Annotated in this window: 8 protein-coding genes; all 8 read right to left on the bottom strand. The window is 32.1% G+C overall.

What is annotated here, in order from left to right:
* The coding region (locus tag CQA53_RS09800) for a hypothetical protein (protein ID WP_147290026.1) at positions 1-485 on the bottom strand (485 nt) is incomplete at its 3' end.
* 155 nt (positions 486-640) lie between these two features.
* Positions 641-1426, bottom strand: coding sequence for a bacteriophage T4 gp5 trimerisation domain-containing protein (locus CQA53_RS09795; protein ID WP_115543813.1), 786 nt, complete (start codon positions 1424-1426; stop codon positions 641-643).
* Positions 1427-1459: 33 nt separating this feature from the next.
* Positions 1460-3517, bottom strand: coding sequence for a hypothetical protein (locus CQA53_RS09790; protein WP_115543812.1), 2058 nt, complete (start codon positions 3515-3517; stop codon positions 1460-1462).
* 10 nt (positions 3518-3527) lie between these two features.
* The gene (locus CQA53_RS09785; RefSeq protein WP_115543811.1) at positions 3528-4322 is read right to left on the bottom strand and encodes a hypothetical protein; all 795 of its coding nucleotides are present in this window, start codon (positions 4320-4322) and stop codon (positions 3528-3530) included.
* Between the two features lie 10 nt (positions 4323-4332).
* Complete coding sequence (locus CQA53_RS09780) at positions 4333-4704, bottom strand: hypothetical protein (protein WP_115543810.1); 372 nt, start codon at positions 4702-4704, stop codon at positions 4333-4335.
* On the bottom strand, positions 4694-5467 hold the full coding sequence (locus CQA53_RS09775; protein WP_115543809.1) for a hypothetical protein: 774 nt from the start codon (positions 5465-5467) through the stop codon (positions 4694-4696). Before CQA53_RS09775 ends, CQA53_RS09780 begins: the two co-directional genes overlap by 11 nt.
* Positions 5467-5637 carry a hypothetical protein gene (locus CQA53_RS12420; RefSeq protein ID WP_181882419.1) on the bottom strand — a complete coding sequence of 57 codons (171 nt, stop codon included), beginning with the start codon at positions 5635-5637 and terminating at the stop codon, positions 5467-5469. Before CQA53_RS12420 ends, CQA53_RS09775 begins: the two co-directional genes overlap by 1 nt.
* Before the next feature lie 19 nt (positions 5638-5656).
* Positions 5657-6382, bottom strand: a complete 726-nt coding sequence (locus tag CQA53_RS09770; protein ID WP_115543808.1) for a hypothetical protein — start codon at positions 6380-6382, stop codon at positions 5657-5659.
* Positions 6383-6538: the final 156 nt, after the last annotated feature.

Genomic DNA, 6538 nt, shown 5'->3' with positions numbered 1-6538 from the left:
GCATTAGCTTGTGTGAGATTGACTTCAAGGAATATGATTTGAGGAGGAGGGTTAGAATCTTGATTGTTTGTATTACTAGATTGATTAGGGTTTGTTTGAGTGCTATTCGAATCCCTTAAGGTAACTTGTGCTACATAAATATCAATTTGCTTGGTGGTATTATCATCTTGTAATTCTTCTTTATAGATTCTTAGTTTTGTGATATTTGCACGAGATTGTGTAACTTTGAGTGAAAAAAGGTTTTTTCTTGTTTGGTGTCCTGTAGATACACATCTTTGAGTGAGCATAGTATATTCATCATTGTTGATATTAAGGATAATCACTTTATTTGCTCTATCATTATCAACCTCTAGCTCTATGATACCATCTTTGTCTGTCTTGCTAGATTTGATATTTGGATTATTGGTGCTTACCTCTATTCCTTTTATAGGATTATTATTGCAAGTAACTTTGACATAGCATTTTATCGTTTTAGTATCAACCATCTATCTATCCTTGTCTTAAGTAAGCATAAAATATTTTTATTGATTCTTGATAGGATTGTAAAAAGAGAAAAATATTATTTTTATATGCAACGATTTTATACATTTATCAAGCCTTATTATGATAAACAAGATTTATGTTTTTATGTGCTACAATTTTACTCACTCTTCACCTCTCCACCTTTGACTACAAGTCCATTAGAATCTAATATTGCTTCTACTCCTCCAGCCTTTAAGATTATTTTATCACCTGAAATTGTGATAGTAGCTTCGCCTACTTTATGGGTGATTTCATTTCCTGCTTGTGTGATACAATCACTTTGTAATTCTAGCGTAGCATTGTCAGCTTGAAGTGAATATTGTTCCTCTACATTGTGTTGCATAGATTTTGAGCTAAAGGCTGTATTGTCTTTGACATTAGTTGAAAGATTTTGTTGCACATCTATAAATATTTCCTTTTCCACATTCTGTGTGAAACTTCCTTGTATGTGAATCTGTGATTCTCCTCTCACATTCTCTATTCTCTCTCCATGAATAGATTCTATTGTATTGCCTTGTATGCTAGTCTCTTTATCCCCACCTACATACTCACTACTATTCTTTAATACTCTGAGTTTATTATCTATCCCTATATTAAGAGTATGACTTCCTCCTACTATGGTATCTTTAGAGAGTGCTACATTGGTTAGATATTCTGCTCCTACTCTTACATCTTTTACTCCTAGTATTTCTTGTTTATGATATTTGTTGATAGATTCTGTGTAGTTGCCTTTGACTATAGAATCTTTATTATGTTTAATCCTTTGAGTGAAGTTATGCTCTATTATCTCATCATAATCTCTTTGTGCATGAAGATAGATTTGTTCTTTGTCTTTGATATTAGAGAGGGTTATTTCATTATAGCCTTGCTCTAACAAGCCATTTATAATGGTATTGTTATACATAATTTATATCTTCTAAATATTCTTAGCTTTATATTAATTCTGTTGCTTCACCTCTAGCACCAAAGTATTGAGTCCTTTATTTTGCATTATTGTATGGATAGTATGTAAATCCTCAAAAAACTTCCTAGATTCTAAAAATATTTTGATATGTTCTTTGATTTGCGGAGATTTGAGATTGATAGGTCTTTGCAAAGCTTTATATTCGATAAGATTAAGGTTATTGTGATTAGCGTTATAGGATATATAGAATCTCTCTTTGTTGTTCATGCACTCGAAGACTAGGGGAGAGAATTCTTCTAAAAGATGTGGTGTGTCGATTCTGTGTTTATTGCTTGTGAGGATTAGGGTAGATTGTATATATGTTTTTGCTATCATATATGTGCCTGTGTCAAGACTTATTGCATTAGTATCTGCTCCTTGCTCTAGCTCTATATGTCCATGTCCTCGCATATATTCATTTTTGGTTTGAGAGGGTTTGTAGCTTTTTAGTATTTGTCCATAACTTAGTAAATCTAAAGACTTGCCAGTATATTGTAGCGATAGAGGCATAGCTCTATAATGTTCTATATCATATCTCACAGATTTAGAAGGCGTTTTGAGATAGGCAAAGATAGCTATATTCTTACCTTCCCAATCTTTTTTTATTGGTATGCTCACATATTCCCCTTGAGTATTAAGTTGCGTGGGGCTTAGCATGATTCCTTGCTTTTGTAACTCCTTATGTATGTCTTGATGTTTTTCAAACACCATATAGCCCCATTTGGTATTATGACGATATTGTGCTATGAGGCTTTGTGCTTCTTTTATGTCTTTTGTCTTATCCTTGATAATATATTCTGCCTTTAGGCTAAGAGGTATAGCCCATTGCGTAGCATTATGTGCTTGTATTGTGTCAATCTTGTGTATAGCACTTACTCTTACTTGAGCGTTTATCTTGTCGTGTTGTGCTATATGCTTTGGTATATCCTTTGCAAAATGCAATGTCTTTAAGCCCTCTAGGCTACCTTGCTTTTTATACGCAGGGCTTATGTCTAGTCTAGGAGATATTTGGATATGTATTATCTTTTGTTCCTCATCTAGCCCTAATTGCTTTAGCACAAAATACACTTGCGATAAAGAGCCATTGTCATAGACTAGGATATTATTGCATTCTATCATACCCTTGTCATCACTTATTACCCTCTCTACAAAGTGGTGTATATCCATACTAAAGACATAGATTTCTTTATTGACTAAAGGCTCATCTTTGTGATTGATACATTGGGCTTGTAGGTGTATGGGGATAGTATTGGGAGCTGTGTGGAGGGGAATGTCTGATTGGCTAGATTCTGTATGTTTAGAATCTGCTCTATCTAAATAATGTGAGCATTCTAAATATTGATGAATATCCCCTGCATTAGTTTTTTGCTGACATAAAAGTTGGATTAAATCATCGTGATTTTCTTGAGAAATGTTTTTTATAAAATTCTCATCTGACACTTCTTGGAGATTGAGTATCTCATCGGCTATTTTATTTGTCATATCCTCTTTTCTTGCTTCTAGACTTCTTTCATCAGATTCTATAAGAGACATTATATTTTGCCAAGTGGAGTTTGCTAAGTTTTTAGCTTCTTGCCAAAGGTATAGGGTTGTGTCTCTTAGTAGCGTATAAATACGAGTTAAAAGCCAAGTGGTAATATAAGAGATTATAAGACTGACGATAATGCCTATTATATTTTCTGGCAAAGTCAAGATAGAAATAATCCCTATCCCAATAGTAACCGCACCTAATACTATCTTTTCACTCACACTTAAATCTTGATTATCCATGTTAAGCACAGAGCCCTTTAGAGAATCTTTGATAGTAAATATAATCTTTACTTGAATAGGCAATCCCTTTTCTATGCTTGTCGCAATGGTGCTTATAGTAGAATCCATCATACTTAAAGCATTGAAAAGATAAGTTTTTAGAGTATCTTTATATTTTTCTTGCGTGATTCTTTCTAACTCCTCTTGTGTCATACATTCATAGAATTGCTCTCCATTCTCATCAGTGATAAGTCTATTGCTTGGGACACATACTACTGCAGCTATGCTATAAATTTCACCCATTGTTTGACTCCTATAAATAAATTTTTAAACAATTCCAATCTATATCAGTTGTAAATACCTTTTTGTTTTTTGTCATTTCATAAGCACTATATCCCATTTGAGAATCTAACTCTTGTATTAGAGCATTCACATTACTCATTCCAAAGGGATTAAAGCGAGTGCAAAAATTGGCCATTATGTGTGGATATTTATCTTGAACAAATAATTGTGGTCGCGCAAATGCTAAATTTTTTGATGGTCTTGGTATCGCCATCAATGCTAATCCTTCTCTACTTAGCTTAAGATTCCCAAAGATTCTATACTCTAAAATAACATAGTCTTCAAATAACAAAATCCTTTTTAGTAGAAATGGTTTGCTTATAAAAATATGAAATAATACAATAACAATAAATGGCGGTGCGAATATTGATAAAACAAACGCAAGGGAATATATAACAAAAATATATAAAAATCCTAGAGTCCATACACAATAATTCTTAAAGCCACCTTGATATTCGCAGACTAAAATAGGATTGCTTTTGTCTATGTGTTTGTGTTTTCGCGTGTGTTTAAATAGGCAGATATGCAGGTAGCACCAAATGGCAAAAAAGATAAGAAAATTTAAAAAACACAGCACATAAGAGATAAGAAACCAATCGTGATAATACCATTTTTCAAGAATACCATCCAAAAGATAAAGTCCTATTGGTATGGAAAATGCCCCATTTATAGACATCACCGAATACAAAATATGATTCCACTTCCTATCTCTCTGGCTTCCTAAGCCATTAAATAAAAGTGGGTCAAAGGGTCTTTTAGTATTCATCTTATTCCTTTTAAACCATAGCCAAACAAGCAAGGGTAAGCTTTAGTCTATCCTCTTTGTTTGCTTGTGCGTATTCTTCTATCTTTTTCTTTACTCTTTCATCTTTGACATATCGATAATCTTTTAGCATTCTTTGATATAGTTCATCTTTTATATCCTTGCCATCAATGGTAATTTTCACATTAAATCCATAATCTCCTGCAATATAACTTTTTAGAATCTCCCCTATATAGTTTATATTATTTTGCATAGATTCTAAACTTGCTAATTCCTCTATAAAAGCAGAGCTGATGTTATCGTGATTAAGAAAAGAATGTGGATAGAGTGTAGTATCTTTTTCTTGTGTGATATTGTCTTGATGAGACAAAGCATTAGTTTGCATGAGAATCCTTAGAGTGATTTTGTCTAAATTCTTTTACTTTTTCATTGTAGAGATTCATAAAGTTTTCTGAGACTTGATGTCCATTTCTGACAATTAAATCAAAATATATAATAGTATAGTCGCTTTCTTTACCATAGCGGACTCTTATTACCTTGTCGTCTAAGGCTTCTTGTATATCCTTTTCACTTAAAGGATAGAGATTCTTATAAGGGATAAAGACATCACTAAAGATTCGCCCAATCAGTAAGCCCTCCTCTGTGATACTAAGGGAGTTTTGAGCTATAAGAGTTAATAGATACCATAGACATATCAATAAGAATGTCAAACCAACAGCATACATTTTTAGCAACCCAGCAAACATAATAAAACTTAGAGGACCAAACAAAAGAGAGAGACACATCAAACTTGCAAATCTCCACCTTTGCCATTTTACTTCCATAAGAATCTTACCTATATTGTGGTTTTTTGCTCTTGCAAAAGTAGGAGTAAAAAATAAAATAAAAATGTTCAAAATAAAATATACAACAACAAACCAAAAAGAATGTATAAGAAATATCTTAACAATAAAAGGGAGATTATGGATAATTTGTGCTTGTAAGACTGTATTTTTCTTCGTATAGACTATAAGGGCAAGATTGCCAAAGACTACTATGAGTATCGGTATCCCAACAAAGAAGAAAGATATGCGATACATTGTGTACAAAAATTTTCCGAAATTTTTAAATACTGGGGCTGGGTGATACCATAAAAAATACAAAAACATTATGCAATCCTTTCTGTATAGTTTATATTATTTTGCATAGATTCTAAACTTGCTAATTCCTCTATAAAAGCAGAGCTTATGTTATCGTGATTAAGAAAAGAATGTGGATAGAGTGTAGTATCTTTTTCTTGTGTGATATTGTCTTGATGAGACAAAGCATTAGTTTGCATGAGAATCCTTTATGTAATTTTATGTTCTTTGGACTTCTTTGGTTTTTTCTTGGTAGAGATTTATAAGGGCTTCAAGGTTGCTATAAGCGCATTGTAGGCTTATGACAAAGTTTTCATCTGTAGTATTTGAAAACTTAAGAGAAAAAACTGAGTCTTTTAAAAATAGTTTTACTTCCTTATCACTATATGGATAGAGTTTATCAAATGGGAAAAATGTATCATTAAAAACCCTTGAGATTAATACCCCATTGGTAGTTAATGCCACATAATGTATGAGCGGGTCAAGTAAAAGTTTAAAGCATAGTAAAAACACACTGATACCAAAAGCTGGGTGAAAACTTAATGTGACGAGAAGTGCAAAAATGCCAAAACTAAAAGTCATTGCTATGGGGATAATAAACCTCCATTTTTCTTGTATAACTTGTAATAAGACTTCTCCTCTGTAGTAATTATTCCTTGCATTCTCAGCCATAGCTATAAAAATAATTACTATTTCAAACACTAAAAGAAAAACTAATAGCCAAAAAGAATGTATAAGAAAAAATCTCTCAATGTCCGACATATTGTATATGTATGCCATTGTTCCATATATATTCTTATTGAAATAAATTTGCAAAAACAAAAAACCAAAAACATCAATACAAATTACAACAAGAAAATAGAATCTAAAAATATTAACCAATACTCGCAAAAAAGTTTGATGCTTTTTTAAAAATGGCGTATTTGAAAGATAATACCAAAACATTACCAAATCCCCCTTATATAATACTTAACACTTTGTGAATATTCTAATTTCAATAACTCCTCTATAAAAGCAGAGCTTATGTTATCGTGATTAAGAAAAGAATGTGGATAGAGTGTAGTATCTTTTTCTTGTGTGATATTGTCTTGATGAGACAAA

Origin of the sequence: Helicobacter didelphidarum, from assembly GCF_003364195.1 — a bacterium.
Lineage (GTDB): Bacteria > Campylobacterota > Campylobacteria > Campylobacterales > Helicobacteraceae > Helicobacter_A > Helicobacter_A didelphidarum.
The sequence above is the reverse complement of the archived record's forward strand: the minus strand, read 5'-3'. Positions and strand labels throughout refer to the sequence as shown.

What these genes read in the sequence shown, in the direction of transcription:
- CQA53_RS09785 (WP_115543811.1), bottom strand. Translation starts at nt 4,322, where the DNA reads ATGAATACTAAAAGACCCTTTGACCCACTTTTATTTAATGGCTTAGGA.
- CQA53_RS12420 (WP_181882419.1), bottom strand. Translation starts at nt 5,637, where the DNA reads ATGCAAACTAATGCTTTGTCTCATCAAGACAATATCACACAAGAAAAA.
- CQA53_RS09795 (WP_115543813.1), bottom strand. Translation starts at nt 1,426, where the DNA reads ATGTATAACAATACCATTATAAATGGCTTGTTAGAGCAAGGCTATAAT.
- CQA53_RS09770 (WP_115543808.1), bottom strand. Translation starts at nt 6,382, where the DNA reads ATGTTTTGGTATTATCTTTCAAATACGCCATTTTTAAAAAAGCATCAA.
- CQA53_RS09775 (WP_115543809.1), bottom strand. Translation starts at nt 5,467, where the DNA reads ATGTTTTTGTATTTTTTATGGTATCACCCAGCCCCAGTATTTAAAAAT.
- CQA53_RS09790 (WP_115543812.1), bottom strand. Translation starts at nt 3,517, where the DNA reads ATGGGTGAAATTTATAGCATAGCTGCAGTAGTATGTGTCCCAAGCAAT.
- CQA53_RS09780 (WP_115543810.1), bottom strand. Translation starts at nt 4,704, where the DNA reads ATGCAAACTAATGCTTTGTCTCATCAAGACAATATCACACAAGAAAAA.